This window comes from Vibrio sp. OPT20 (genome assembly GCF_963889365.1).
Lineage (GTDB): Bacteria > Pseudomonadota > Gammaproteobacteria > Enterobacterales > Vibrionaceae > Vibrio > Vibrio splendidus.
Map to the genome: position 1 here is coordinate 692,778 of NZ_CAWPOA010000031.1, position 25,106 is coordinate 717,883.

The 25,106-nt window shown below is 43.5% G+C and carries 20 protein-coding genes; 8 read left to right on the forward strand and 12 right to left on the reverse strand.

The window, feature by feature from the left end:
- Positions 1-131 precede the first annotated feature (131 nt).
- Positions 132-2,222 (reverse strand): S9 family peptidase, encoded by a 2,091-nt coding sequence (locus tag AACR09_RS04290; RefSeq protein ID WP_193836210.1) that lies wholly within the window; start codon positions 2,220-2,222, stop codon positions 132-134.
- A gap of 336 nt (positions 2,223-2,558) precedes the next feature.
- On the reverse strand, positions 2,559-3,764 hold the full coding sequence (emrD, locus tag AACR09_RS04295; RefSeq protein ID WP_029405212.1) for a multidrug efflux MFS transporter EmrD: 1,206 nt from the start codon (positions 3,762-3,764) through the stop codon (positions 2,559-2,561).
- 499 nt (positions 3,765-4,263) lie between these two features.
- Here emrD and AACR09_RS04300 point away from each other — a divergent pair, with 499 nt between their 5' ends.
- Positions 4,264-6,381: a methyl-accepting chemotaxis protein gene (locus tag AACR09_RS04300; RefSeq protein ID WP_193836044.1), complete on the forward strand. Its 2,118-nt coding sequence runs from the start codon at positions 4,264-4,266 to the stop codon at positions 6,379-6,381.
- Positions 6,382-6,545: 164 nt separating this feature from the next.
- Here the strand turns inward: AACR09_RS04300 and AACR09_RS04305 are convergent, their stop codons facing one another.
- From AACR09_RS04305 to dinG, 5 genes are all read right to left on the reverse strand, one after another.
- On the reverse strand, positions 6,546-7,679 hold the full coding sequence (locus AACR09_RS04305) for a ribosomal protein uL16 3-hydroxylase (RefSeq protein WP_108093799.1): 1,134 nt from the start codon (positions 7,677-7,679) through the stop codon (positions 6,546-6,548).
- A gap of 99 nt (positions 7,680-7,778) precedes the next feature.
- Positions 7,779-7,949, reverse strand: coding sequence for a pleiotropic regulatory protein RsmS (gene rsmS / locus AACR09_RS04310; RefSeq protein WP_004736541.1), 171 nt, complete (start codon positions 7,947-7,949; stop codon positions 7,779-7,781).
- Positions 7,939-8,487: a primosomal replication protein gene (locus AACR09_RS04315; protein WP_193836045.1), complete on the reverse strand. Its 549-nt coding sequence runs from the start codon at positions 8,485-8,487 to the stop codon at positions 7,939-7,941. Before AACR09_RS04315 ends, rsmS begins: the two co-directional genes overlap by 11 nt.
- A 22-nt stretch (positions 8,488-8,509) precedes the next feature.
- On the reverse strand, positions 8,510-9,289 hold the full coding sequence (locus AACR09_RS04320; RefSeq protein ID WP_004736543.1) for a sulfite exporter TauE/SafE family protein: 780 nt from the start codon (positions 9,287-9,289) through the stop codon (positions 8,510-8,512).
- A gap of 128 nt (positions 9,290-9,417) precedes the next feature.
- Positions 9,418-11,493: an ATP-dependent DNA helicase DinG gene (gene dinG / locus AACR09_RS04325; protein WP_193836046.1), complete on the reverse strand. Its 2,076-nt coding sequence runs from the start codon at positions 11,491-11,493 to the stop codon at positions 9,418-9,420.
- A gap of 514 nt (positions 11,494-12,007) precedes the next feature.
- Here dinG and AACR09_RS04330 point away from each other — a divergent pair.
- Both AACR09_RS04330 and AACR09_RS04335 read left to right on the forward strand, forming a co-directional pair.
- Complete coding sequence (locus tag AACR09_RS04330; RefSeq protein ID WP_193836047.1) at positions 12,008-13,003, forward strand: porin; 996 nt, start codon at positions 12,008-12,010, stop codon at positions 13,001-13,003.
- A gap of 190 nt (positions 13,004-13,193) precedes the next feature.
- Positions 13,194-13,850, forward strand: coding sequence for a DUF2057 family protein (locus tag AACR09_RS04335; protein WP_193836048.1), 657 nt, complete (start codon positions 13,194-13,196; stop codon positions 13,848-13,850).
- A 71-nt stretch (positions 13,851-13,921) separates the two neighbouring features.
- Here the strand turns inward: AACR09_RS04335 and AACR09_RS04340 are convergent, their stop codons facing one another.
- Entirely contained in the window at positions 13,922-14,650 is a 729-nt protein-coding gene (locus AACR09_RS04340) for a pseudouridine synthase (RefSeq protein ID WP_193836049.1), read from the reverse strand.
- Positions 14,651-14,971: 321 nt separating this feature from the next.
- On the opposite strand from AACR09_RS04340, the gene AACR09_RS04345 reads away from it, so the two are divergent.
- On the forward strand, positions 14,972-17,197 hold the full coding sequence (locus AACR09_RS04345; RefSeq protein ID WP_193836050.1) for an NADP-dependent isocitrate dehydrogenase: 2,226 nt from the start codon (positions 14,972-14,974) through the stop codon (positions 17,195-17,197).
- Positions 17,198-17,569: 372 nt separating this feature from the next.
- Here AACR09_RS04345 and cspD read toward each other — a convergent pair whose 3' ends face one another.
- Positions 17,570-17,791, reverse strand: a complete 222-nt coding sequence (gene cspD / locus AACR09_RS04350) for a cold shock domain-containing protein CspD (RefSeq protein WP_004736548.1) — start codon at positions 17,789-17,791, stop codon at positions 17,570-17,572.
- 586 nt (positions 17,792-18,377) lie between these two features.
- Here cspD and clpS point away from each other — a divergent pair.
- A complete protein-coding gene (clpS, locus tag AACR09_RS04355) occupies positions 18,378-18,698 on the forward strand; it encodes an ATP-dependent Clp protease adapter ClpS (protein ID WP_004736549.1) in 321 nt (106 codons plus the stop codon).
- A 39-nt stretch (positions 18,699-18,737) separates the two neighbouring features.
- The gene (gene clpA / locus AACR09_RS04360; protein WP_004736550.1) at positions 18,738-21,011 is read left to right on the forward strand and encodes an ATP-dependent Clp protease ATP-binding subunit ClpA; all 2,274 of its coding nucleotides are present in this window, start codon (positions 18,738-18,740) and stop codon (positions 21,009-21,011) included.
- Positions 21,012-21,396: 385 nt separating this feature from the next.
- On the opposite strand, the gene infA is transcribed toward clpA, so the two are convergent.
- The 3 genes from infA to aat all read right to left on the reverse strand — a co-directional run bounded on the left by infA (position 21,397) and on the right by aat (position 23,105).
- Positions 21,397-21,615 carry a translation initiation factor IF-1 gene (gene infA / locus AACR09_RS04365; RefSeq protein WP_001040192.1) on the reverse strand — a complete coding sequence of 73 codons (219 nt, stop codon included), beginning with the start codon at positions 21,613-21,615 and terminating at the stop codon, positions 21,397-21,399.
- Between the two features lie 81 nt (positions 21,616-21,696).
- Complete coding sequence (locus AACR09_RS04370) at positions 21,697-22,395, reverse strand: arginyltransferase (protein ID WP_004736551.1); 699 nt, start codon at positions 22,393-22,395, stop codon at positions 21,697-21,699.
- Positions 22,392-23,105 (reverse strand): leucyl/phenylalanyl-tRNA--protein transferase, encoded by a 714-nt coding sequence (gene aat, locus AACR09_RS04375; RefSeq protein ID WP_017078161.1) that lies wholly within the window; start codon positions 23,103-23,105, stop codon positions 22,392-22,394. The genes AACR09_RS04370 and aat overlap by 4 nt, the downstream gene beginning before the upstream one ends.
- Before the next feature lie 53 nt (positions 23,106-23,158).
- Between aat and AACR09_RS04380 the strand changes: the two genes are divergently transcribed.
- On the forward strand, positions 23,159-23,614 hold the full coding sequence (locus AACR09_RS04380; RefSeq protein ID WP_193836051.1) for an outer membrane lipoprotein: 456 nt from the start codon (positions 23,159-23,161) through the stop codon (positions 23,612-23,614).
- A 162-nt stretch (positions 23,615-23,776) separates the two neighbouring features.
- Positions 23,777-25,057 (forward strand): 3-phosphoshikimate 1-carboxyvinyltransferase, encoded by a 1,281-nt coding sequence (gene aroA / locus AACR09_RS04385; protein WP_108161194.1) that lies wholly within the window; start codon positions 23,777-23,779, stop codon positions 25,055-25,057.
- Positions 25,058-25,106: the final 49 nt, after the last annotated feature.

Below are 25,106 nucleotides of genomic sequence, written 5' to 3' on the forward strand. Positions count from 1 at the left end.
TATCAAGGGTTTGTTGATTTGGTGGATTTCATGGTTAATCGTATTTAACCATGCTTAATAATTTCTGTCGCCACTTTAAAAAGACTAAATGGCGACGTTAAATTGTGTGAATACCTACAGTTACGCTGAGTCTACTGAGTTTTTAGTAAGTCTAAAAAGAACGCGTATTCAAGTGCGTCTTCTTTCAATCTTTTGAAGCGACCAGAAGCCCCGCCGTGACCAGCTTCCATATCGGTTTTGAACAACAGCACATTATTGTCTGTTTTCATTTCACGCAGTTTCGCCACCCACTTCATTGGTTCAAAGTACTGTACTTGTGAGTCATGCAGGCCTGTTGTTACTAACATGTTCGGGTAGCTTTGAACTTTCACATTGTCATATGGCGAGTAACCTAGCATGTAATCGTAGTAGGTTTTATCGTTGGGGTTGCCCCATTCGTCATACTCGTTTGTGGTGAGAGGAATCGATTCATCAAGCATAGTCGTCACCACGTCTACAAACGGAACATGTGCACCAATACCACGGTAAAGTTCTGGTGCTTGGTTGATGATTGCGCCCATCAATAGGCCGCCAGCAGACCCGCCTACCGCAAATACTTTATCTTTAGCACCATAACCTTCTTCAACAAGCCCTTTAGTGACATCAATAAAGTCGTTGAACGTGTTTTGTTTGGTCAGTTTCTTGCCATCTTCATACCAAGGGCGACCAAGCATTTCTGAACCACGGATATGTGCGATAGCATAAACGAATCCGCGATCAAGTAAGCTGAGGCGAGCCGATCCAAAGGTTGGTTCGATTGTGTGGCCGTAAGAGCCGTAGCCGTATTGGTAGATAGGGTTTGTACCGTCTTTCTTGAATAGATCTTTACGATAAACCAAAGACACAGGAACTTGTTGACCATCGCGAGCCGTTACCATGATTCGCTCTGATTGGTAGTTATCCGCTTCGAAATCACCTAATACGGGTGTCTGCTTCATTAGCTCAGATTCACCTGTACTTAGATCGAAATCATAGTAAGTACCTGGCGTAGTTAAGCTGCTGTAATAGACACGAACTTTTGAGTTATCTAATTCATAGTTACTCGTTAGGTAAGCGGCAAATGCGGTGTCGTTAAATTCAAGTGGGAACTCGTTGCCTGTTGATAGTTGGCGAACTTTCACGGTAGACAAGCCATTCGCACGTTGCTCGTAAACAAGATGGTCATCAAACAGTTCGAAATCGACAAGTTGAGTGTCGTCGTCTGCTGGGATGACGTCGACCCATTTTGAACGGTCATGCATGTCTGCCGTGTTTACTTTCATTAAACGGAAGTTGACGGCTTGGTAGTTGGTGTCGATGTAATACCAATCATCTAGCTTAGCGATGCTGTACTCGATGCCTGCCTCTCGTGGGTAGAAAGGTTCTGCTTTCGCGTTTGGGTTGTTGGCATCAATGATCGAAACACCACTGGTTTCAGTGCTCGAGTGCCAAATGTAGACCTGTTCACCATCTTTGCTTTTACTCAAAGAGGTGTAGTAAGCGCTGTCGGTTTCTTCGTAGATTAGCTCATCGCTTGTCTGAGATGTGCCCAATACATGTCGTAAAACTTGGTAACCCAACAATGTTTGTGGATCTTTCTTGATGTAGTAGAAGGCTTGGTTGTCGTTTTGCCATGCAATTGCACTCGAGGCACCTTCAATTTCATCTTTCAGATATTCACCTGTCGTGAGGTCTTTAATCTTGATGGTGTAGATTCGGCGGCTAAGCGTATCTTCGCCATAGGCCAACAAGTTTTCGTTTGGACTGATCGTCAAGCCACCAACACTGAAGAATTCATGTTCTTTTGCCAGTGCGTTAACGTCTAAAATGATTTGCTTGTCTGCGCCTGCAAAGTCTTTTGCACGTAAGTGAACGGGGTATTCGTTGTCACCTGTGACTTCATTCGAATAGAAGTAGCTGCCTTTGCGAACCGGTACTGAATTGTCGTCTTTTGCGATTCGCCCTTTGATCTCTTCAAATAATTGTTTTTGTGCCGCTTCTGTATGTTTAAGCACCGTATCTGCGTACTGATTCTCTTGCTCAAGTTGTTTCAAGATCTCTGGGTCTTGGCGTTCATCATCGCGCATCCAGTAGTAATCGTCGATTCGGGTATCACCATGAATCGTCATTGCATGAGGGACTTTCTTAGCAACAGGAGCTTGTGTTTGCTGGGCGACAAGTTGCGATGGAGAGTAGTGGTTCATGGTTGTTATTCCTTGATTGCTGCATCCGGCGACAAGCGCGACCGATACGGCTAATGTGGTTAAAGCGAAACGCATCTTTATATCCTTAGTGTGCACCTTACTCGTTTTAATGCCAGCATCCTTTGTTGGTTAGGTTTCTTCCAGTGATGTTATTTATAATTGGATTCTGGATATGCACTTTCAGCGTAAGTGTCTGTTATTGTTTTCAAAAAATCAAAGTAATGTTAAATGAAATTGCTGATACGTGAGAATGGAAGGAATAAATGCGAAACAAAAAAGGGACACACTTTTTCAGTATGTCCCTCTTCGTTGTTTGGGCTGGGTACGAGTTTTACTTTAGATAGCTAATGGCATTTCGTTTGAATGGTCAGGTTTGCGATTAACCCAACGTAAACCAAGCATGGCGATGAATGACATTGCAATCATCAAGCAACCGAGTGGCAGTTGGTCTTGAGCAGGGAAGAACGATGCCAATAGTGTTGCGATGCCAGCACCTAGATTTTGCATACCACCGAGGATCGCGCCCCCTGTACCTGCGTGGAATGGGAATGGCGAAAGCGCTCCCGTTGTTGCTGCTGGAAATAAGATACCAGCGCCTAAGAAGTAAATCGTTGCACCGCCAATCAAAGTTAATGCGGTTGTTTGACCGAATAGACCCGGTATCAATACCACTGTTGAGCCTACCAAGATAGCAACTAGACCAACATTCAGTACACGGCGCTCACTGCGACGTTGTGCGATGTAACTAGATAGGCCTGCACCGACTAAGTAACCTGGAATGGGTAAGACAAACAACAAGCTTACTGTGGTTGCAGGTAAGCCAAGTACGCCGCCAAGCAGTACGCCTGCCGCTGCTTCAAATACGGCTACACCAGCAAAGGTTGCGACTAATACCAATAAGAAACCTTGGAAACGTTTGTCAGACAGAACGAATTTGTAGCTGTTGGCAACTGATTCATGCTTGCGTCGTTCTTTCGGTAGTGTTTCCATCATGCTCGTCATCATGGTAATCACAACGGCGATACCAAACAGCGCAAGGAACAAGTAGCTAGAACGCCAGCCGAAAGCTTCTGTTAGGTAACCACCTAGAACTGGAGCCATTAATGGTGAGAAAATCACACACATGCTGATTAAGCTATTTGCGCGGTGCAGTTCAGCGCCTTCAAAGCAGTCACGAGTCAATGTACGAGACATCGCACCGCCACAACCGATACCCAAACCTTGGATAAAGCTACCCGCTAAGAACCATTCATACTCGTGAGCGAACAATGCCACCAGAGTGCCGATGATGTAGATGATCAAACCAATCACGATGATCGGTTTACGACCTAGGCGATCAGAAAGTGGACCGTAGACAAATTGCGACAGACCATAAGGGATCAAGTAACACGCCATCACTGCTTGGAGTGAAGACGCCGAAACCAAGAACTCACCTGACATATGACCGATAGAAGGCACGTACATCGTTTGAGTCATTTGACCTACGGCAGTCAGAATAGCGATTAAAAAGGTAAGTTTCGCTAATGGAAACGAGGCGGACATTTGCTTATCTCTCCAAAAAATAAAGACGTAAAAAGCCTTAGCGCTCCTTTGAGGAGAGCCAAATGAATAAAGTGTTCAGGGAATCTAGGCGCGAGATATTAGATCTTGAATGCCGAGTTAGCAATCAAAAAGTGTGAAGTTGATCAAGATAAAAATCTATAGTTTGGATTATTAAAACTAATCCGAAGTTACTGTGTTCTCAAAGATCAAAAGGGGGAATGTTTTTCCTAGAAATTTCGATGCTATGGTTATGCCTAAAGTGTTAGTTCAATAGTTACATGGCCCATGATGGCGTGAATACATTTAGTTGAAATCACAGAAAAAAGGCAAAAGACACGGCCTATTAACATTTATGTAAACTTTCGTTTTATATGTAAGCAATTTGTGCTGTAATTATCCGCTAAGCTATTCGTCAAACTTATTTACATTGTGCTCTTCAATTCATCTCAATGTGGTAGTTACGGTTATGGAAGTCTTTTGGCTTAAATAAGGATATTAAATGCGCTCACTATCGGTACAGTGGAAAATCACCCTGCTTGCAGGCTGCTGTCTAATCATTACTTCACTGTCTCTTATTGGTTTTTCAATCTATAACGCGACCAGTAACCAACAAGTCATCAAATCTCAAAGCTCAGAATCAGTTATCAATAAAACTCAGCAGTTGCTGGCGTCTGTTTCTCAGCTTAATGCTCAAGAAACCCAACGCTATGTAGACGAAGCGGTTTACCGCGCAGAAATGTTAGCAGCCAGTGCTCAGTTTCTAAAGAACAATGCGGATGAAAACTTTACCCCAAGTGAAGAGCTACGTACTGCGTTAGATGAAATGGTTCGTCGCTCAGTTTTGAACTTTGATTCTATTCAAGGTGCATATTTAGTTTTCCAACCTGATTTACTTGATGGTGAAGATGCGAATTATGTCGATGCGGACTATGTTGGATCTAATGAAAAAGGTCGTTTTGCTCCTTATTGGAAGGTGGCGGATAACGGCGAAAATGTTCTAGCGAACGTTCTGTCAGAACCTATCTTGAGCGATGATAGCAATAGCGAACGCTTTTATTGTCCTTTGTCTTCAGGGCAAACGTGTATAAGTACTCCACGAGTCGTGAACAGCGGTGGTACTGCATTACTTACCTCTTCTATTTCAGTACCTATCTTAGTTGATGACGTTGCTATTGGCTTCTTGGGTATTGACCTAAGGCTAGATGGCTTGACCAGTGTGGTCACGCAATCAGATCAAAGCTTATTTGATGGCGCTGGTGCCGTTTATGTTGTCAGCCTAGACGGTTCGGTTATTGCTTCAGATGACTCAAGTATTGCAGTCGGCTCGGTCTTTCAAAGTGACAATACCAACAGTGATTTAATGACTGATTTTATCTTCGGTGGTGAAGTGATGACTCAATGGAGTGAGAATGGTGAGTGGTTACTCGCATTTGCTCCTGTTACCGCGGCAAACCAAACTTGGGGCGTGTTGTTTGAGATCCCGCGTGAGAGTGTAGTTGCCGATGCTAACCGATTGGATTCAATCATTAGTACTAAAGTAAGCGAAGGCATCCAAACGGAAGTGATTGCAGGCGTCATCTTTATTCTTTTTGGTTTAGCTATTATCGCGTTTTCTTCATTGTCTATTGTTAAGCCTATCCGACAGGTAGTTGAAAGGCTCAATGATATTGCTTCTGGTGAAGGTGATTTGACTCAGCGTTTGGAAGTGAAATCTCAAGACGAAATTGGTCAGTTATCACAAGGGTTTAACCTGTTCTTAGACAAGCTTCAGCACACGATTAAAGAAGTGATTCAAACCACTGAGCAAGTAGCGAGTACGACAAGCCAAGCTAAGGCATCAGCATCAAGTACACGTGAAAGCAGTGAATCTCAATTTAAAGAAGTCGATCTAGTGGCAACAGCCGCAGAAGAGATGACTCAGACTGCTGGCTTAGTGGTACAAAATGCAGAAGTTGCAGTTGATGCTGCTTGTGAAGCGAACCGTTCTGCTCGACAAGGGCAACAAGTCATCGAACTCTCAGCTGGAGAAATGAGAAAGCTGGTGGAGCGTATGTCGAGCGCTGTTCCTATTGTTGAAGAGTTAGCTAAAAATAACGGTAACATCACCGAAATCTTAAGTGTTATTGAAGGGATCTCTGAGCAAACCAACTTACTAGCATTGAATGCGGCGATTGAAGCGGCGAGGGCGGGTGAGCAAGGGCGAGGTTTTGCTGTTGTAGCTGATGAGGTAAGAAACTTAGCAAGTCGTACGCAATCATCGGTTGGTGAAATCAGAGCGGTGATCGACAAGGTTCATGCTGGAACTCAAGATGTTGTCGAAGCGATACAAGAAGGTAATATCTTAGCCAACGATACTGCGTTACATGTTCAAAATGCAGTTGAAGATCTTGGTTCGATTTTCACTTCAATTGAAGAGATCAGCGATATGAATAGCCAGATCGTGAGAGCAGCAGAAGAGCAGCAATCGGTTTCCGGCGAAGTGAATCAAAGTGTGGTTAACATTCGCGACTTAAGTGCGAAAATTTTGGAACAAGCTGCAGCTTCTGAGCAAGTGGGCAGCGAAATCGAGCAACTATCTCAACAGCAACAGAAATTGGTGAATCAGTTCAAGGTCTAGTAGTTGACAGTCTAGTTGTTCACGGTTTGGCTATTTAAGTTTAGTTAACGGTTGAATCGAAAAAGGGGCAAATGAAGATTTCATTTGTCCCTTTTTTTTTTCTAAGGCTATTAGGCTATTAGGTTCTAGGGCTCGGTGATATTCATCGAAACCGATTCACCAAATTAGTCTTCGATAAACCAGTAACCTTTGTTTACCAATTCAGTCACGACAGTGACACCTGAAGGAGTCAAAGTGGTTGCTGAGTTAATCACCGAGTCATCACACAGTACGTTTAGTAGCGATGAATCCGCTTCTTCAACCTTGACCACTTCACCATTGATGTAAGCCGTGTTGGTTTCATTCTCATGGTAGAGCGCTTTCAAGCCCGATACTCGACAGATCTCGCCTTCTGACTCTAAGTGCTGAGCGATCTCTTCTTCTGTCCATAATGGCTCAGGAGCGACGATATCAAGCTGGTGGCGTGATTGGCTTAGCAAACATCCCATGAATTCGCTGATGGTTTCAGGTTGCTCTAGTGCAGATTTCAACATGTCAGTGAGATTGCTTAAATCCGATGAACGAATCTTGCCGTAACCATCTTGCGTTTTGAATTCTGGATCGTGAAGATGAACGTCACCCATATCATGAGCAAGTACAAAATCGGCGAAGTTGCTGATTAGCTCTTGTTCTTTAGGGGAGCGATAGCCAATAGAGTAGCTCATTGACGGCTCTAACGTGTTGCCTTCATGCGGGAAACCCGGTGGGATATAAAGGATATCGCCCGGCTCTAAGGTTTCATCAATGATCGGTTCAAAACCTTCTATTTGACGAAGTGCAGAAGCTTGAACGGTCTCTTTGTATTGGCCCACATCTTTTGCGCCGACTTTCCACTGGCGTTTACCTTGACCTTGAATGATGAATACGTCGTATTGATCAATATGGGGGCCAACGCCACCTTCTGGTGCTGAGTAGCAGATCATTAGGTCGTCGAATAACCAGTTTGGTAAAGCTTGGAACGCTTCTGTCAGTTGATTTGCACCTTGGTGCCAGTGATTCGCTGCTTGAACGATCAATTGCCAATGTGTTTCAGTTAGCTCGCCAAATTTCTCTTCTGAGAATGGACCATGTTCTGCAGTCCATTGGTTGTCGAGGTTAGAGACAAAGCGAGAATCCACTTCTTCTTCCATCGATAAACCAGCAAGTTCTTCCGGCGAAATTGGGTCGACGAAGTCTTGGAAGCCACCTTTTAAGATGGTTGGTTTTTTATGCCAGTAGTTTTCAAGAAATTCGGGCATAGAAAAGCTAAGTTGGTACATGTGAATCCTGTATGTTTTTATGCTAGATGCTAGATGCTAGATGCTAGATGCTAGATGCTAGATGCTAGATGCTAGATGCTAGATGCTAGATGCTAGATGCTAGATGCTAGATGCTAGTTTGGCTTGTAAATCTTGTTGGACAATCTTAATTGCTTCTAACGCCACTTTTGGGTCGATTTCGTTGCTTTCGAGCAGATAGATCAGGTCGACAGCTAACTTAACTTCTTCTGGCGCATTATCCAGTGGTGATGATGTGTTATCAGTGTTCATTTCGCTTAGGGTTCTCTAAGTTAATCAGTCTCTCAATATTTTTCATTGAGTCTTCACAGCGTTCTAATCGTTCTTTTGCTAATTGCCAAGCCTCGTCCGCTTTTTTCTTACTGTGGCGAGGCGCAGAATCAAACGCTAACTTTCGTACTCGTACTAAATCGACCAGTCGCTTTTGCCAATCTTGGTGCTGAGCGAGTTCGTTGTATAGGTCGTTGAGATTTTTGCCTGACTTACTTTTTCGGTCTAAGCGTAAATCATGGTTAGCGAGCTCCCTTTGGATTGCAGCTATCTGGTTAGTCAGCTTTTCCGTCAGGTAGTTGGCCCGAGATGCGGTCAGTTGATTTGTATCTTGTTCACGAATAATGGTGTTGTACGTTGTTTGAGTTTCAAGTGCGTAGGGCAGTAAAATAGAAGAGCTGCACTTAAATAAGGTTCGGTCAAACAAGGCTTGATGATAAGCACCTCGGGCTTTGTCGACCTGAGAACTGTGCCCAATTAAGGTATCCAGTACACTTTTAAGATTTGAAAAATGGTTCATTTCGCTTCCCATTGGCTGGTGGTTATAAGTTTACAAACCACGCTTCGTAAGCCAGTTTAATCGCAAGGACACTCACAACAGTCACAAAGACAGGTCGTATAAATGTAGCACCAAAGCGAATAGCAGAATGTGCTCCAACAAATGCACCAGCCATCAAACAAAGCCCCATGGTTAAACCTAGAACCCAATCAATATGACCGAGAATCGCAAAGGTCACCAAAGAGGTGAAGTTGCTAGTGAAGTTCATCGCTTTAGACAAACCAGAAGCCAGTAAGATATTTAAGCGATAAAGCGCCATAGAACTCACCGTCCAAAACGCGCCAGTACCTGGGCCTGCAACACCATCATAAAAGCCAAGAATGAATCCTTGGTACTTTTGTTTTCTTTTAAGTACCGGACACGGTTTAGGAGACACATTATGGCTCACATCCGGAGTTTTATGAAAAATGGTATAGACAGCAGCGGCCAGAATAACTAATGGCAATACCTTCTCTAACCACTCTGTACTAATGGCATCAACAGTCAGGGTGCCGATTGTTGCACCTATTAATGTCGATATGAATGCATTGGTCCAACATTCAGGTTTGAACAGTTTCTTACGATAGTAAGTAAAAGCTGCAGTTGATGAGGCAAACGTTGCGGCCAGCTTATTAGTTCCGAGTGCAATATGTGGCGGTAAACCAAGCGATAGCAAAGCTGGGACGGTTAACATCCCTCCGCCACCGGCGACAGCATCGATAAAGCCTGCTGCAAATGCAACCAAGGCAAGTATGACCAACATGGTTGGTTCAATCATTTCCATAAATAGCTAGTGTTCTCGTTATCGGCTGTTAGGGCAGCCACATGAATAATCAATGGATTAGCCATGTTGGGTTGTGAATGCAAGGACCTAGCGATGACAGGCCCATAACTACCTTAAGGGCAGTAAAATTAGTATTTTATTGTTCTTTTAAAAGGCGGTAGCGAATCGAGTAGGGATTTCCCGTATCGCTTCGTGACTATGCGTCTATCAAGGATCGTGACTCTACCAGAATCTCGTTCTTTACGCAGCAATCTACCCACAGATTGAATAAGCTTTTTACTCGCTTCTGGAACAGTAATCTGCATAAAAGGATTACCGCCGCGTGATTCAATATATTCTGAATGTGCTCGCTCTACAGGAGAGGTAGGAACACCAAAAGGAATCTTGGTAATAACGAGGTTTTCAAGTAGCTCGCCAGGTAGATCAAGACCTTCAGAAAAGCTACCCGTTCCAAAAAGGACGCTGGTTTTACCTTGGTCTATGAGCTTTTTATGTTTTTTTAGGATTTCGGTTCGTGAAGTATCACCTTGAACCTGCAATGCCCACGACTTTTTAACGAAATCTGTTGCCAAAGCTTCTGCAACTTTATTCATTTGCCAATAAGAAGAGAATAAAACGAGATTGGCTTTGTTGTCTTCTATTACCTTAGGCAATATTTCAATAAGATATTCAGTAAACTGAGGTGCTTGCGGTTCGTACTTCATTGCAGGAACAACCAGTTCAGCTTGGTTCTGATAATCAAACGGCGATGCCAAAGCAAGAAATTGTACACCGTCTTCAGCTTTTTGACTGATACCAGCTTGATGACAGAAAAAGTTGAAGGAGTTGAGTGCTCTCATTGTCGCAGAGACTAGCACTGCACCAACACAACGACTCCAGATCTGTTGATCCAGTTGCCAACCCACCTCTAGTGGCGAAACATTCACAACGAAATCGCCTTCACTTTCTTTATTCAGTTCGAGCCAACGCGCTAAAGGCGCTCCTTTTTCTCTCTTAGGTTCAGCCATTAAGCGCCAAACTTGGGCAAGGTTCTCTGTTCTTTGTATATAGAAGCCAATTTCTGCAAGTGCAGGCTCTGCCAGTTTTGCTGAAAGCTCTCCGTCTTTAACTCGCTCTGCAATCAAGTCTGCAATCTTCGCAACGGCTTGGCTCGCCTTTTGTGTGAGTTGCTTGAGATCTTTAGATTCATTCTCTAGCCAATCAGGTAAGTCGCCATGCTCGAAGCGATACAAGCCGTCTTCAAAGTGGCTAGCATCAAACTGTTTGCTCATTTGAGTAAGAGTAGGAATCAGCTGTTGTACAGAATCCTGCAATTCATTTCTGAATCGACCCACTCGCTTTTCATCCGCCAAGCCCGAAAGCTTGGTGATTGATTGATTCAAACGCTCTAACCATGAAGCGGCACCCTTTAAGCTCGCCGCTGCAGAAGAGTGATCTCTCGCTACGTGTGGTAAGTGGTGAGCCTCGTCAAATATATAGATGCTATTTTCTGGTTCGGGCAGTATCACGCCGCCACCAAGGTCGGCATCAGCCATCACTAAACTGTGATTGGCGATAATCACGTCTGCTTTATCCAGCTCCGAGCGTGCTTTTTGGAAAGGGCAGTCTCGATGAGTCGGCATACTGTTGTTACAGCTATGCTTATCACTGACAATCATCAGCCAAATCATATTGTCGATTGGTTTAGGCCATGAGTCTCTATCCCCGTCCCATTTGCCTTGAGCCAAACTACGATACATGGTTTGAAGCTGTTCGATGTCTTTCTTCTTTGGCTTAGATTCGAACATCGCCATTTGCCCACCATCAACTCCACACGCGGCGGCTAACTTTTCGGTACAACAATAACGCTGTCTACCTTTGGCGAGTATAAAAGAGAACTCTCTATCAGTAAGTCTTCTATATAGAGGGAGATCTTTATTTACGAGCTGTTCTTGAAGCGCAACCGTCGCTGTTGAAATGACGATTTTTCGATTATTGAGCACAGCGACAGGAATCGTTGCCATGAGATAGGCGAGTGATTTTCCGATCCCTGTTCCTGCTTCAGCCACGATCATGCGATTACTTTTATTGTATTGACCACAAAGTGTCTTCGCAATTTCGGCTACAAGGTAATTTTGAGCACGTCTAGGTACAAAGTTGTCCAACTGATCTTGGAGGTTTTGATAACTGGTGCGAATGGATTTTTGAATTTTAGTAGTTAGCATACTGTGACCTACGTAACGGAGCGAGGATAGTAGCACATATCACTAGCCGGTACATTTACGGCAAAATAGCTTGCTTTTGAATCAAAGGTAGATCTCGTTCACAAAAAAAAACTGAACCATCAGGAACTTAACGATTTTATTTATCTTGCGAAATATAAATATTAAAAAAGACTTATCTACAGGTATTAAGTTCTGATTTTTGGTTGTTATCCATCCAGCCTTTGGTGTTAAGTTCTGTATTGTTCTTTTTTAGGATTATTATATTTCCTGATAAAACTAAGGATAAGTTGCTCGTAAAATGATGAAAAAAAATGTAAGTATTTGATTTTTATGTATTTGTGTTTTTTTTAGGTCTGTTTTTAGTTTATTTGACACGCAGGGTAATCTTTTGCAATCTAGACCTCGAAATTTAGTGACGGTGATTAACCAACAAAGAGTGGTAATGATCAGTCATAAAAAATAAAAGGGAACCGGGCAAGGATCTCCCATTCTTAGAAAAGGCAGTGGATTTATTATGAAAAAGACTCTATTAGCGCTAGCACTAGCAGGTATCTCAACTTCGACCCTAGCAGCAAGCATTTACGATGATGGTACAACAGCTTTCAACATTAAAGGTGAGATTGATACTTACCTAAGTACTGCTGAATCAACAACAACAGCTGCTGGTGTAGCTGCAAAAACTGAAACTGACCTAGACGTAGATCTATGGGCAAAAATCCAGATTGATGCAACGCACAAGTTGAACGATAGCGTATCTGCATTCGGCTCTTTCGAAATCCAAAACGGTAACGGTTTTGATGGTTGGAAAGGTATCGTAAACGACGATAACTCAATGCAAACTGATGACCTTTACTTCGGTTTCAATATTGGTGAAAACTTCGGTATTGCTGCAGGCGAAATCGGTGATTTTGGTGATTCTCTAGATGCAATCACGATTGACAAAACAAACGAAGGTCTAGGTTACATGGATGACTTCGTTAGTTCTCTTGAAAGTGCTGGTCACGCTGTTTCATTGAAGTACACAACTGGTGGTCTTAAGCTAATTGCTGATACTTACCTATCTTCAGATGAAAACGAAGATGCAGCATACGGTGTGTCTGCGGAATACGCGTTGAACGAAATGTTCACTTTTGGCGCATCTTACCAAGATCAAGGTAACCGTGGCCTTGGTACTGACCACAGTATTATGGGTGTTGCAGCGCGCTTAAGCCTTGGCGATTTTGGTGCGGCAGCAAACTACGTTACAGAAGATATCACTGGTGCGTCTGATCGTGATACAGTTTCTATTGCTCTAGACTACCAAATCGAGAAAGTACGAGCTTACACTTCTATCGGTGCTACTGATGGTGATGCTGACCAAGAAATTAACTACTTCACAGTGGGCGCTGACTACTCAATGTCTAGCAACATCTTAGCATTCGTTGAATACACTGATGCAGAAGAAGTAACTGACAGCGCGAACAAAGTTGAAGGTGACGGTTTTGTTGCTGGTATGTACTACACATTCTAATAACTTGATATCAAGTTGAATGTAAACAAAGGTCGCATTTATGCGGCCTTTTTGATTATATGGGAAGCTGTCAGTGTTATACCCAACTGAGCTTAAATCTCTGGCTAGTAAGCTATATTTTTATGCATGATATTAGCGAGACCTCGAGGTTATTTGGGTATAAGACTTAATGATAAAAAAGGGTTAAATCATGAAACGTACTATTTGGACTCCGATTTTAATGGCGCTTTCCGCGTTGAGTGTCCCGAATGCATATGCAAACACCAATACGTCGACCGAGCTAGATGCGGCTCAAGGAATTGAAGTGTTATTTATCAATAGTCAAAAGCAGATGGATGAACCGTTTATGCTTACCACGGGATCGAATCAAATCGTGTTACGCATGGATACGATGTTGGGGCGAGGTGAGCAGCGCGGCAACTTCACTTCAGCGCCTTATATTCTTACCTTGGATGTTAATGGTGGCGAACTGGAAATCGAAGGTCCGAAACTGAACGACGTACTTCAAGCAAGAAAAGTGTTTGAAGGCGATACGATTGACTGGAATGTGAGCCTCAATGGCAGCGATATAGATTACGACCAAATCAAAATGGTGGGGAAAAAGGGCATGCTCCCATACTCAAATCTTGACGAGCAACTTGCGATTTATAATGCTGCCAATGGTATTAGTTTTTCGGGTAATGTCATTGCACCTGCTACGGGAGCAAGCCTAGTAAACGGTATGCAACAAACCGTTAAGTCTGTAGAGCAAGACAGCCTAGCAATGCAAAAAGCGAAAATGTCGTATTTGAAATTGTCGCCACCTGAGCGGAAATCTCTCCGTAAATGGCTAGTCGACCAACAGTAATCGTATTCAACTAACGTTGATAATTTTTTAGGAAGCCAGTAGTGTTTGCTGCTGGCTTTTCATTTAAGCAGCTAGATCTCTTTCCACTCTCCTGGTTGAAGTTGCCCCACATTCATATCACCCATTGAGTAACGAATAAGACGCAGGGTAGGGAAGCCGATATTTGCTGTCATTCGTCTTACCTGACGGTTACGCCCTTCAATGATAGTAATCGCTAACCATGTTGTCGGTATTGCGGCTCTGAAACGCACTGGAGGGGTTCTTTCCCACACAACAGGTTCAGACATCACCTCAACCTGAGCAGGCAGTGTCATGCCGTCTTTTAGCTCCACGCCTTTTCTCAATTTATCTAAATCTTCCTCAGAAGGTGCGCCTTCAACCTGTACCCAGTAAGTCTTTGGTGATTTTGAGTTTGGTTGAGTTAACTTAGCTTGGAAGATGCCATCATTGGTCAAGACCATTAATCCTTCACTGTCGCGATCAAGTCGACCCGCCGCGTAAACATCTTTAACCGGAATAAAGTCGGCGAGTGTTTTCCTGCTTTCGCCATCAGTGAACTGGCTGAGAGTATCGAAAGGCTTGTTGAACAAAATGACTTTGCGATCTTCAAGTGATACTTTGGGTTTTGCGCCAGTAGGCTTGCCTTTGTATCTGTGTTTACTTGAGTGCGGTTTCTTGTGCGAATTGCCAGTGTCATTTTTATCACTGCCGCGGCTTGGTCTATTACCGTTTTGTTTTAATGTGGTACCAGAACGAGCTGGTTTGTCTGAGCTAGATGCGCCTCGAGAGCGAGTAGACATGTTAACTACCTTGCAAAAATGTAAACGAAGTGTGCTGAAAAGTTTTCACTGAAACGGAATTGAGCTATCATTTGCGCGCCTAAAAGACACAAAATAGAACAAGTTGATGGACTCTTAAGCCTGATTTGTTTAATTATACCTTCGTGTTTTATTATAACAACGCACTCACGGATTTGGTTCATGCTGTCATCAAGATTGTATGAAAAATAAGATAGATTACGACTATCGAGTAAGCAGTTTTCACTCTTTGAGTGGCTTACTGGTCAATTTATAACATGCTCACTACTTTAAATGAGCTTGTAAGAACTATAGGGAAATTTCATGCCTACTGAAAAACCAACGATCATCTATACCATTACAGACGAAGCTCCGGCGCTAGCAACTTACTCTTTGCTGCCAATCATTCAATCTTTTACAGCTTCTTCTGGTATTAACGTTGATACTCGCGACATTTCACTTGCAGGGCGCATTATTGCCAACTTCCCTGACTATTTGAACGAAGAGCAACGTATTGGTGATGCACTAGCAGAACTAGGTGAATTGGCTAAGACACCAGAAGCGAACATTATCAAGCTTCCAAACATCTCTGCATCTGTACCTCAACTTCAAGCAACGATCAAAGAACTTCAGTCAAAAGGTTACGCACTTCCTAATTATCCAGAAGAAGCAAATACTGACGAAGAGAAAGCCGTTAAAGCGACTTACGACAAAATCAAAGGCAGTGCAGTAAACCCTGTGCTACGTGAAGGTAACTCGGATCGCCGTGCACCACTTTCTGTTAAGAACTATGCGAAGAAGAACCCACACTCAATGGGTGCATGGTCTGCAGATTCTAAGTCGCACGTTTCAAGTATGGATGACAAAGACTTCTTCGGCAGTGAAAAGTCAGTAACGATTGAAGGTGCCACAGAAGTGAGCATCGAATTTGTTGGCAAAGATGGCGCGAAGAAAACACTGAAGCCAGCTTTTGCACTACAAGATAAAGAGATCATTGATGCGTCAGTGATGAACAAAGCTGCTTTGATTGCGTTCTTTGAGAAAGAAATCGCATCGGCTAAAGAGCAAGGCGTACTGCTTTCTCTTCACATGAAAGCGACGATGATGAAAGTGTCTGACCCAGTGATTTTTGGTCATGCGGTTAAGGCTTACTACAAAGATGTATTCGCTAAGCACGGTCAACTGTTCAACGAGTTAGGTGTTGATGTAAATAACGGGATCGGCGATGTATACGCAAAAATCGCTGCACTTCCTCAAGATCAGAAACAGGCAATCGAAGCTGACCTACAAGCAGTATACGAAACTCAGCCTCCACTAGCGATGGTTGACTCAGACCGTGGTATTACTAACCTACACGTTCCAAGTGACATCATTGTTGATGCATCGATGCCTGCAATGCTGCGTTCTTCAGGTCAAATGTGGGATCCAGAAGGTAAGCAAAAAGACACGAAAGCAATGATTCCAGATCGTAGCTACGCGAGCATCTACCAAGCGGTTATTGATTTCTGTAAAGAGAACGGTGCTTTCGACCCTACAACGATGGGCAGTGTACCAAACGTTGGCCTAATGGCTCAAAAAGCGGAAGAGTACGGTTCTCACGATAAGACTTTCATCCTTGCAGCTGCTGGTCAGGTGCAAGTTGTAGACGCTTCAGGTTCAGTGCTTCTTGAGCAAGACGTAGAGGAAGGTGATATCTTCCGTATGTGTCAGGTTAAAGATGCACCAATTCAAGATTGGGTTAAGCTAGCGGTTACTCGTGCTCGTGCATCGGGTGTTCCTGCGGTATTTTGGCTAGACGCGTCTCGCGCACATGACGCTCAGCTTATTGAGAAAGTAGAAGCGTACCTTCCTGAATACGATACTGATGGTCTTGAAATTAAGATCCTTGCTCCACTTGAAGCAACTCAATATTCATTGGTTCGTATCAAAGAAGGTCTAGATACTATTTCTGTTACAGGTAACGTGTTACGTGACTACCTAACGGATTTATTCCCAATTCTAGAGCTTGGTACGTCAGCTAAAATGCTATCGATTGTTCCACTAATGAACGGTGGCGGTCTGTTTGAAACAGGTGCTGGCGGTTCTGCTCCTAAGCACGTGCAACAAGTAGAGAAAGAAAACCACCTGCGTTGGGATTCTTTAGGTGAGTTCTTGGCACTAGCGGCATCTCTAGAGCACCTAAGCGTAGTCACTGGCAATGCTAAGGCACAAGTTCTAGCTGACGCGCTTGATAAAGCGACGGGCGAGTTCCTAGATAAAAACAAATCTCCTTCACGTCGAGTAGGTGAGCTTGATAACCGTGGTAGCCATTACTACCTAGCAGCATACTGGGCTAAAGCGCTTGCTGAGCAAACGGTTGACGCTGACCTTGCTGCTGAGTTTGCAGGTGTGGCAAGTCAATTGGCTGAAAGTGAAGAAGCTATCGTTGCTGAGCTAAACAACGCTCAAGGTCCAGCAGGCGATTTAGGTGGTTATTACCTACTTGATGATGCATTGGTTTCATCACTAATGCGTCCAAGTTCAACACTGAACGCATTCATTGACGCATAGTGATTAGACTCATCGTTAGCAAATTATGGTCATGATTTACTAACGAGTGGCTTGGTATGACAGTTAAGTCATAGACCAATACAAAACGAAAGACGCTTTAACGATAACGTTAAAGCGTCTTTTTTTATTCATAATGCTTTCCTAGACCTAGACCTAGACCTAGACCTAGACCTAGACCTAGACCTAGACTCAGAAGTACCTTGGGGCAAACATCCTCGAGCGAATCGTATTGTGAGCAACGTTATAGCTTCTAGATCGAAAAACCGCTCATTTAATCCTGTATTAGGGGTATCAAATGAGCGGTTTCAATATTCTGCTTACCTGTCAGCCGTTAATTAGGACTGATGGAGGTCAACATGATTTGGCCATCGCCTATTTAGCGGCGCTGCCTTCTACAGGAACAACAGAGCTAGCGTGCGAGCCTTTAGGTCCACTTTCTACTTCATAGTCGACCTGCTGACCTGCCTTTAAGGTTCGATAACCTTCCATCTGTATTGTGGAGTAGTGCGCGAAAATATCGCCGTCTTCACCTTCTGGACAAATAAAGCCAAACCCTTTGGCGTTGTTAAACCATTTTACTGTACCTGTAGCCATGCTATACATCCCTCATGCATTTTGTTACTAACGTTGTTATATCAATTGTTGTAAGTGCGATTGATATCATTCCTACCAACTAAAGAATTTCAGCTGATAGCTTGAATCTCATACATTGCTTACGGAAATTAACGCTACCCTGCGTAATTATTCCTTATTGTTCATTCTTAACGCGTATTACTCGATTTTGAATCTTGTTATAAAGTTGTATCAGAAAAACCTTTTAGCTCCAATGTAGCTAATGATTGAGCGCAGTCAATAGTAAATTGGTATAAAAGTGATCAATTTTAATAACAAATCACATTCGAGATTAACTGCAAACTATTAACTAAATAGTAACTTAGCGGTAATCTTATCGTTAACATCAATAGTTATGGTGTCTTTTTAATCAATCACATATGTTAATCCTGTTAATAGAGATCTTTTATTTGCAGCGATGGAAATGGTGGATTAGGCTCAGTATAGAGGAATATTTTTTGGTACTGTTTCTCGGTGCAGTTTCTTAGTACACCGTAATGCGTGAATGTGGTAAATTTGAATGACGTAACACTCACGACTTCCGAAAAATAACTCTTAGCAAAGCGATATGAGCAGAAACTTTGAATGGGCATCTCCAGGCTCAGATTTACTGGAGAAAGAAGAGACAAAAGTAAAGCCACCGGCGATGTATAACGTTGTATTGAATAACGATGACTACACGCCTATGGACTTTGTAATCGAGATCCTAGAGCGATTCTTCTCACTAGATATCGAACAAGCAACGGAAGTGATGCTCAAGGTTCATTATGAAGGTAAAGCTATATGTGGCACATACAGTGCTGAAATAGCGGAAACAAAGGTAGCGCAAGTAAAGATGTACTCAAAGGAAAATGAGCATCCGCTACTATGTACAATGGAGCAAGTATAAATTGCTCGAACAACACTGTTGTTCCCTTAGGAGGTACTTATGCTAAATAAAGAATTAGAGACAAGTTTAAATGGTGCATTTGCTCGTGCGCGAGACAAGCGACATGAATTCATGACTGTCGAACACCTCCTACTAGCATTATTAGAAAATGATGCGGCCAAGGAAGCGCTCCAAGCTTGTCAGGCTGATCTCGATGCTCTTCGCAATGAGCTCGATATTTTTATCGATCAAACGACCCCACTTATCCCTGAAAGTGACGAGACTCGTGAGACTCAGCCTACACTGAGCTTCCAACGAGTACTTCAACGCGCTGTTTTTCATGTTCAGTCTTCAGGTCGTAGCGAAGTTACAGGTGCAAATGTACTTGTGGCTATTTTCAGTGAGCAAGAATCTCACGCGGCATATTTACTCAAGAAAAACGATATTAGCCGCTTAGATATCGTTAACTTTATTTCTCATGGCATTACCAAAGCCAGTAACGAAGGTGATAGTTCATCACCGTCTGATTCATTTGGTGGCGCAGAGAATGCAGAAGAAGCTAACTCTGAAGATCGTCTAGAAAATTTTGCAACTAACCTTAACGAAGTGGCGAAACAAGGTAATATCGACCCGCTTATCGGGCGTGATAAAGAGCTTGAGCGTACGGTTCAAGTTCTATGTCGTCGTCGTAAAAACAACCCTCTGTTAGTGGGTGAAGCGGGTGTGGGTAAGACCGCCATCGCGGAAGGTCTTGCATGGCGTATTGTTGAAGGTCAAGTACCTGAAATCATTCAGAGTAGTGTGATTTATTCTTTAGATATTGGTTCACTTCTAGCTGGGACCAAATACCGTGGTGACTTTGAGAAACGTTTTAAAGCGATTCTTAAGCAACTAGAGAAAGAAGAAGACGCAATCCTATTCATTGATGAGATCCACACCATTATTGGTGCAGGTGCAGCATCGGGTGGTCAGGTTGATGCGGCAAACTTAATTAAGCCACTACTAAGCAGCGGTAAATTACGTTGCATCGGCTCAACGACATACCAAGAGTACAGCAGCATTTTTGAGAAGGAGCGTGCTTTAGCTCGTCGCTTCCAGAAAATTGATATTATCGAGCCATCGCTAGATGACACAACCAAGATTCTAATCGGTTTGAAGCCAAAATACGAAGCTCACCACGAAGTGCGTTACACCAATAAAGCGTTGCGTGCCGCTGTGGAGTTGTCAGCTAAATACATTAATGAACGTCACCTTCCAGATAAGGCCATTGACGTGATTGATGAAGCCGGCGCTCGTAGTCGTTTGGCACCAGCAAGCCGTCGAAAGAAAACGGTAAGCGTGGCTGATATTGAGTCAATGGTTGCGAAAATGGCTCGTATTCCTGAGAAGTCAGTATCATCTTCAGACAAAGATACGCTACAGAAACTGGATGACCGCATGAAAATGTTGGTATTCGGACAAGACCCTGCAATCGATGTATTGAGTGAAGCGATTAAGCTAACCCGTGCTGGATTGGGTGCAGACAATAAACCTGTTGGTTCATTCTTGTTTGCTGGTCCTACTGGTGTCGGTAAAACAGAGGTGACTGTTCAGCTGTCTAAGTTGATGGGTATTGAGCTTCTGCGCTTTGACATGTCTGAGTACGGTGAGCGTCACTCTGTGAGCCGCTTGATCGGTGCGCCTCCTGGTTATGTTGGTTACGATCAAGGTGGCTTACTAACTGATGCCGTAATCAAGAACCCGCACTCTGTTGTGTTACTGGATGAAATCGAGAAAGCTCACCCAGATATCTTTAACTTGCTACTGCAGGTGATGGATAACGGCACGCTAACTGACAACAATGGTCGCAAAGCGGACTTCCGCAACGTGATTCTAGTGATGACGACCAACGCAGGTGTGGCTGAAACCGAGAAAAAATCGATCGGCCTGATCCAACAAGATCATGCGCCAGATGCGATGGGCGAAATCAAGAAGGTATTTACTCCTGAGTTCCGTAACCGTCTTGATAATGTCATTTGGTTCAACAGCCTTGATCCAAGTGTGATTAACCAAGTTGTCGACAAGTTCATTGTTGAGCTTCAGGTTCAACTGGACGCTCGAGGCGTGTCTTTAGAAGTTTCTGAGGATGCTCGTCATTGGTTAGCTGAAAGAGGTTATGACAAGACTATGGGTGCGCGTCCTATGGGACGAGTGATTCAAGAGAAGCTTAAAAAACCTCTTGCTAATGAGTTGCTGTTTGGTAGTTTGGTTGACGGCGGTACGGTTAAAGTATCCCTGATTAAGGACGATCTAGATTTCATCTATGTTGGTGCTAAAGAAGAGGTTATGCATTAAGCCTATTTCTTAACTGCTTAAGCTGTTGCTGACGGCTTATTGAGAGCTCGGTACAGCTAATCACGATAATAAACGCATGACTTCGGTTGTGCGTTTTTTTTAGTTATAGAGTAGCTGAAACAAAGAGAAAGCTGTGGATTGGGTTGTGGCACTGTTTGACTATAAACCGTTTATGCTGGCTAACCTACGCATATACAAACAGCGATTGGTGACACTGTTATTGGTGATACAGTTATTAGGAAGTGTATTGCAGGGGAATGTTACGAGAGACTGAAGGTATTGTTGGGGCTCTTGGAGAGCTAACCAGGTGTTTCTTTAGTATTTGTTTGGTCGATAAAAAACGGAGCATCAAGCTCCGCTTCTTATCGTATTCGGTAATTAAAAATTAACGAGCACGGAAGACGATGCGGCCTTTAGAAAGGTCGTATGGAGTCATCTCAACAGTTACTTTATCACCAGTAAGAATACGGATGTAGTTTTTACGCATTTTACCAGAGATGTGTGCTGTCACTACGTGACCGTTTTCAAGCTCAACACGGAACATCGTGTTTGGTAGAGTATCAAGGACAGTGCCTTGCATCTCGATTACGTCTTCTTTAGCCATCTAATCCTCTTTCGAAATTTGGCGGTTTTCAACGGCTTGATTGTGCCGTTAAAATCAAAATATGTAAAGTTGTCGCGTATTCTACCCTTGCCACCGCTGATTTACTAGCCTTTGATGACGTTGAAATCGTACTTTATAGTTCATCGCAGGACATTCATCGATTTGATAACCCAAATATAACCACTGTTTCTGTTCTTTCTGGGCGTGCTGGATTTGAAACAGAACACCTAGTGTTCCCATAGAGATGTCGATATCAGGATCGAAGAAGGTATAAAATGCGCTTGTGCAGTGAGACATCACATCAGTGACGGCGATGCCGACTAACTGGCTATCATCATAGATGTGCATGAACTTTGTGGCAAGCCATTCATTTTTAGAGAATTGTAGAAACTCTTCTTTTTTTGGGGGATACATGGTTCCGGAACGGTGACGAGCGGTTATATAGCGACTATATAAGTCAAACCAGTTGTCATCCATCTCGTCTTTCAATTCCCAACGTAGTGATTTGGCTTTGTTGAGGATTCGTCGTTGGCTTTTGGAAAACTTGACTTCGGGAATCGAGAGGCGAATAGCTTGGCACGCAGAGCAATTATCGCAATGTGGCTTATAAATGGTCGCTCCACTGCGGCGAAATCCGTTGGCGAGCAGGACTTCATAATTATCTGAAGTATGCATGTGCTCATCAAGCGTGACCGCCACTCTTTCTTGAAGATGTGGCAGGTAGCTGCAAGCATGGTTATCGGTCAATCCAATTCTGATTTGTTGTAAATCTGAACTCATGAAGGCGTTCCCTCTAGCCATTGTGATTTAAAACATCCATCGCTAAGTTGATTTTCTTTAAGTATTTTCAAAGCACTAAGGAACTCATCTCTTTCTACTTCGATAGCGCCCAAGGATTCCAAATGAGGGTTCATGACTTGGCAATCGATGAGCTTTCCTCCGAATCGTGTAAAGTGTTCACAAAAGTACCACAGTGCAATTTTAGAGGCATTGGTCTTCAGACTAAACATCGATTCACCACAAAAGACTTGGCCTCTTTGCAAACCGTAAAGTCCGCCGATAAGCTCGTCGCCTTGCCAAACCTCAACGGAGTGGCAGAAGCCTAATGAAGAAAGTTCGCGGTACGCTGACTGCATGTCACCGTTTAGCCAAGTTTCTTCTTCGGGTCTTAGCGAGGAGCAGTAGCCAATCACTTTGTCTGTCGCTTGGTTAATGCTGACACGGTAATTATGCTTTCTTTGAAACTTTTTAAGACTTTTTGACGGTTCGAATGTCTTAGGATTAAATACCGCTCGTGGTGCAGGGCTCCACCAAAGTATAGGCTCCCCTGGGCCGTACCATGGAAATATACCTTGGCTATAAGCGTTTAAAATTCGCATGGGTGACAAATCACCACCGAAGGCGAGCAGACCGTTAGGTTCATCAAGCGCGTCGAAAGGCGAAGGAAACTCTATACTAGTAGTATCAAGTTCGGTTAGGTATATAGTCATAAGTACCGCGTTACAGATTAATCACTGACCAAGAGGTCTTTAGGAGTTTTACCATGAAAAAGTTGCTTTGGATTTTACTTGTTTTGCCCATGTTGGCAAATGCAGCTTACAACAGAAACCAAGCTCGACCGGTCAATGAGGTCGTTTATGGTGAGGTTGACACGGTCAGATACATTACCCAACAAGAGATCGTAGAGTCGAAAGCGAATGGTTGGGAAACCTTGTTAGGAGCGGCTATTGGTGGCTTGATAGGTAATCAATTTGGTGGCGGTACCGGCAAAGAAGTCGCAACGGCCGTCGGTGCTGTGGCGGGCGCCGGGATTGCTCGCAATCGAGGTAACACACAATACAAAGTGGAATATAAGCTCGTCGAGTTATTGGTCAAAACTAAAGATGATAAGTTGGTTAACATCATTCAAGACGTCGATAACTCGATGTTGTTTAACCGAGGTGATGATGTGCGAATTCTCTATTTTTCAGATGGCGTTCGAGTTGATCTCGCGTACTAGTATGTAAATGTGTTTAGTTGGCTAATTAATCGCCTTTATCGAGGGGATTAGCTCTGGAGTTCATTGGAAAAGTTCGTTAGTCTGCAAGTACGAAGAATTATTCATCACCCGAAAATAAATACGCGCCAGTGGCTTCGGGTGGTACAAGGACTATAAGATTTAATGGAAAGCCTTACGTTACAACCAATTCAAAAAGTGAGCGGGGAAGTTAATCTACCTGGCTCAAAAAGTGTTTCCAACCGTGCACTTCTTTTGGCTGCACTTTCAACGGGAACCACGCGCCTAACAAACTTACTAGACAGTGATGATATTCGCCATATGCTGAATGCTTTGACGCAATTAGGTGTTGATTATCAGCTGTCTGCAGACAAAACCGTCTGTGAAGTGACAGGTGTGGGTGGTGCATTCTCAAGTGACAAAGCCCTAGAGCTTTTCTTAGGCAATGCGGGTACGGCGATGCGCCCGCTGGCTGCTGCACTTTGTTTGGGGCGTGGTGAATATGTTCTGACTGGCGAGCCTCGTATGAAAGAGCGACCAATCGGTCACTTAGTGACTGCACTGCAAGAAGCCGGCGCCGACGTTGAATACCTAGAAAACGAAAATTACCCACCATTGAAGATCACGGGTACTGGCCTTAAAAGCGGTACGGTTTCAATCGATGGTTCTATCTCTAGCCAATTCTTGACGGCATTTTTGATGGCTGCGCCTTTAGCTGACGGTGAGGTAACAATCAAAATTGAGGGTGAATTGGTCTCTAAACCTTACATCGATATCACGCTACACATTATGAAACAATTTGGTGTGGATGTGATCAACAACGATTACCAAGAGTTCGTAATTCCGACTGGGCAATCTTACTCAGCACCGGGTGATTTCTTGGTTGAGGGTGATGCATCATCTGCGTCATACTTCCTTGCAGCCGCAGCGATTAAAGGCGGTGAGATTAAAGTAACGGGTATTGGTAAAAACAGTATCCAAGGTGATATCCAATTCGCTAATGCGCTTGAAAAAATGGGTGCTGAAATTGAATGGGGTGACGACTACGTTATTTCTCGTTGTGGTGAGCTGAAAGGCATTGATATGGACTATAACCATATCCCAGATGCAGCGATGACTATCGCAACGACAGCTTTGTTTGCTAAAGGTACAACGGCAATCCGTAATGTTTACAACTGGCGTGTGAAAGAGACAGATCGCTTAGCGGCTATGGCCACAGAGTTACGTAAAGTCGGCGCTGAAGTCGAAGAGGGTGAAGACTACATCATTGTTAACCCTGTTGCTCAACTGACACATGCGGCGATCGATACCTATGATGATCACCGTATGGCGATGTGTTTCTCGCTGGTGGCGTTGAGTGATACACCTGTGACAATTAATGATCCAGGTTGTACTTCAAAGACTTTCCCTGATTACTTCGACAAGCTGAAAATGCTGAGTCAATAAAAATGCTAAGCATATAACGGTCCAGGAAGTAAAAAAGCTTGCCTAAATG

Bases quoted from the DNA above. Each gene is read 5' to 3' on its own strand.
- emrD (WP_029405212.1), bottom strand. From the start codon at position 3,764: ATGTCCGCCTCGTTTCCATTAGCGAAACTTACCTTTTTAATCGCTATT.
- AACR09_RS04315 (WP_193836045.1), bottom strand. From the start codon at position 8,487: ATGAACCATTTTTCAAATCTTAAAAGTGTACTGGATACCTTAATTGGG.
- AACR09_RS04300 (WP_193836044.1), top strand. From the start codon at position 4,264: ATGCGCTCACTATCGGTACAGTGGAAAATCACCCTGCTTGCAGGCTGC.
- cspD (WP_004736548.1), bottom strand. From the start codon at position 17,791: ATGGCTACAGGTACAGTAAAATGGTTTAACAACGCCAAAGGGTTTGGC.
- AACR09_RS04290 (WP_193836210.1), bottom strand. From the start codon at position 2,222: ATGAACCACTACTCTCCATCGCAACTTGTCGCCCAGCAAACACAAGCT.
- aat (WP_017078161.1), bottom strand. From the start codon at position 23,105: ATGACTATATACCTAACCGAACTTGATACTACTAGTATAGAGTTTCCT.
- AACR09_RS04330 (WP_193836047.1), top strand. From the start codon at position 12,008: ATGAAAAAGACTCTATTAGCGCTAGCACTAGCAGGTATCTCAACTTCG.
- AACR09_RS04370 (WP_004736551.1), bottom strand. From the start codon at position 22,395: ATGAGTTCAGATTTACAACAAATCAGAATTGGATTGACCGATAACCAT.
- dinG (WP_193836046.1), bottom strand. From the start codon at position 11,493: ATGCTAACTACTAAAATTCAAAAATCCATTCGCACCAGTTATCAAAAC.
- AACR09_RS04335 (WP_193836048.1), top strand. From the start codon at position 13,194: ATGAAACGTACTATTTGGACTCCGATTTTAATGGCGCTTTCCGCGTTG.
- AACR09_RS04345 (WP_193836050.1), top strand. From the start codon at position 14,972: ATGCCTACTGAAAAACCAACGATCATCTATACCATTACAGACGAAGCT.
- AACR09_RS04320 (WP_004736543.1), bottom strand. From the start codon at position 9,289: ATGGAAATGATTGAACCAACCATGTTGGTCATACTTGCCTTGGTTGCA.
- infA (WP_001040192.1), bottom strand. From the start codon at position 21,615: ATGGCTAAAGAAGACGTAATCGAGATGCAAGGCACTGTCCTTGATACT.
- AACR09_RS04305 (WP_108093799.1), bottom strand. From the start codon at position 7,679: ATGTACCAACTTAGCTTTTCTATGCCCGAATTTCTTGAAAACTACTGG.
- clpS (WP_004736549.1), top strand. From the start codon at position 18,378: ATGAGCAGAAACTTTGAATGGGCATCTCCAGGCTCAGATTTACTGGAG.
- AACR09_RS04380 (WP_193836051.1), top strand. From the start codon at position 23,159: ATGAAAAAGTTGCTTTGGATTTTACTTGTTTTGCCCATGTTGGCAAAT.
- rsmS (WP_004736541.1), bottom strand. From the start codon at position 7,949: ATGAACACTGATAACACATCATCACCACTGGATAATGCGCCAGAAGAA.
- aroA (WP_108161194.1), top strand. From the start codon at position 23,777: ATGGAAAGCCTTACGTTACAACCAATTCAAAAAGTGAGCGGGGAAGTT.
- AACR09_RS04340 (WP_193836049.1), bottom strand. From the start codon at position 14,650: ATGTCTACTCGCTCTCGAGGCGCATCTAGCTCAGACAAACCAGCTCGT.
- clpA (WP_004736550.1), top strand. From the start codon at position 18,738: ATGCTAAATAAAGAATTAGAGACAAGTTTAAATGGTGCATTTGCTCGT.